The sequence below is a fragment of the Microbacterium sp. ZW T2_14 genome (assembly GCF_044987405.1).
Lineage (GTDB): Bacteria > Actinomycetota > Actinomycetes > Actinomycetales > Microbacteriaceae > Microbacterium.
Genome location: NZ_JBJDRK010000121.1, coordinates 1 through 2,014, shown reverse-complemented (window position 1 = coordinate 2,014; position 2,014 = coordinate 1). Strand labels below are relative to the sequence as shown.

Here is a 2,014-nt window from a genome sequence, read left to right as displayed (position 1 = left end):
GGGCAGCGACTTGGTGATGAGCTCCCCCCAGTAGGCGGCCCGGCGCGGGCCGCGGCTCCAGCTCCGCCGGCAGCGTGGACGGCGGGATGCCGAACGCGCGCCGGGAGCCGACGAGCACGCGGCGTCCGAGGATGTTGTTGCCGGCGCCGCCGATGACCGCCCCCACGCCGAACGGCAGCGCCTTGCCGATCCACGACGCACCGCCGCGGGCGGCGAACTGCCGGATGAAGGTGCTCTTGAGGCGGTCCACGAGGGGGCCGACGGCGGCGCGGGGCAGCGACTTGGTGATGAGCTCCCCCCAGTAGCCGGCCCGGCTCGGGCCGCGTCCGGCCGCCTGGCCGGCGAGTTGCGCGACGAGGTCGACGCCCTCCTTGCCGAGCATGAGGGTCAGCACGAGAGCCCGTGCGCGGTCGGGATCCGACACCGGGATCCCGTGCACCTCGGTGACGGACTGCGCGAACAGGGTCGTCGCTTCGAGGAAGGCCACCGTCTCGACACCGCTGAGGGCGAGCGTCACTCCCGTGCCGATGCCGGGCACCACGGCCGTGGCGCCCACCGCTGCGCCGCCCGTCGTCACCGCCGCGAGATAGCGGCGCTCGAGGATGCGGACGATGTCGGACGGAGAGGCGTCGGGGTGACGCAGGCGGATGCTCCGCAGGTGCGCGAGGACGACCGGCCGCTGAATCGAGAGCACGCGGTCGAGCGCGCGGATCGTGAACGGGTGCTCGTCCGAGCCCGTCGGTGGCAGGCCTCCCTGCCACGGCGAGTCGCCGGGCAGCGAGTGGATGCGGTGAACCTTGTCGGTCATCGCGCCGAGTCTATGCGCCCGGGCACGCGCCCCGGCCGGGCTTGACAGACCGGCGGGCGCGGGTCAGACGTACAGGTTCGCGCGCTCGAGGTCTTCCGCGAAGTCGACCTCGACGGCGTACAGGTCCGAGATGTCGAGCGGCTGGAGCAGCACGCCGTCTTCGGCGATCGCGAGCTCGAGGCCGCGCTCGAAGTAGTCCTGGTCGTCGACGCGGGTCAGGTGGCGGATGAACGCCTTCTTGTCGCCGCTCGAGATGTAGTTGATGCCCACGGCTTCGCCGATGCCGCCCTTCACCGTCTTCGAGAGCTCCTTGATGAAGCCCTCCGGCGTGACCGTGTACTTGACCTCTTCGTCGCTCACCTTGGAGGTGTTGACGGTGACGAAGGACTGGTCGCGCTCGATGAGCTCGATGGCGCGGCCGAGGACGCGGGGGTCGAAGACGACGTCCCCGTTCATCCAGAGCACGCCGCCCTTGCCGGTCTTCGTGAGCGCGCGCAGCAGGCTCTTCGACGTGTTCGTCTGGTCGTAGCGGTCGTTGTAGACGTAGTCGACGTGCGGGAACGCCTCGACGACCGTCTCTGCGCGGTACCCGACAACGGTGGTGATCTTGGCGTCGCTGCCGAAGGCGGCACGGATGTTGTCGTGCTGCTGCTGCATGATGCTGCGGCCGTCGCTCAGCTCGGTGAGCGGCTTGGGGAGGCTGCGGCCGAGGCGCGAGCCCATTCCGGCTGCGAGGATGACGGTCTGAAGGGTCAAAGTCTTCTCCTGAAGTGCGTGATTCACTGCCGGTTCACCGGCGCGACACCCCTTCGTGCCGGGTCCATGCTATCGATGACCCCTGGGAAGGTGCAGAATGATGGGCTGCCGTTGCCGATTCGTGACATAACGCGAATGCCGCGACGCGGCGACACGAACTGTCCCGGGTTCAGGCCCGCTTGATACGTTGGTTCAGTGACAGCCTCCCTCCCGGTGCCGAATGACATCGATCCGGAAGAGCCGGACCGTCACTCCGGTGCGCGCGTCGTGCGCCTCGCGAACACGGTACCCCCGGCTCCGGACAAGCCCCGCCGCCCGCCGCGCAAGCCGCGCTCCGACAAGGGTGCTGCACGGGCCCCGCGCGGCGCTCGGAAGGATGCGCCGCAAGCCGACCCGGGTCCGCCCCCGCCGCTCCCCAGCGACCTCGAGCTCGCGGCGAGTGCGGCTCCG

The 2,014-nt window shown here is 70.2% G+C and carries 2 protein-coding genes and 1 pseudogene; 1 reads left to right on the top strand and 2 read right to left on the bottom strand.

The window, feature by feature from the left end:
* Both ACI3KY_RS20220 and ACI3KY_RS20215 read right to left on the bottom strand, forming a co-directional pair.
* A partial coding sequence (locus ACI3KY_RS20220) for a hypothetical protein (RefSeq protein WP_404931909.1) occupies positions 1–808 on the bottom strand: 808 nt, incomplete at its 3' end.
* A 63-nt stretch (positions 809–871) separates the two neighbouring features.
* Positions 872–1,564: an NTP transferase domain-containing protein gene (locus ACI3KY_RS20215; protein WP_404931908.1), complete on the bottom strand. Its 693-nt coding sequence runs from the start codon at positions 1,562–1,564 to the stop codon at positions 872–874.
* A gap of 195 nt (positions 1,565–1,759) precedes the next feature.
* Here ACI3KY_RS20215 and ACI3KY_RS20210 point away from each other — a divergent pair.
* Positions 1,760–2,014: pseudogene (locus ACI3KY_RS20210) on the top strand (hypothetical protein); the annotation flags it as partial.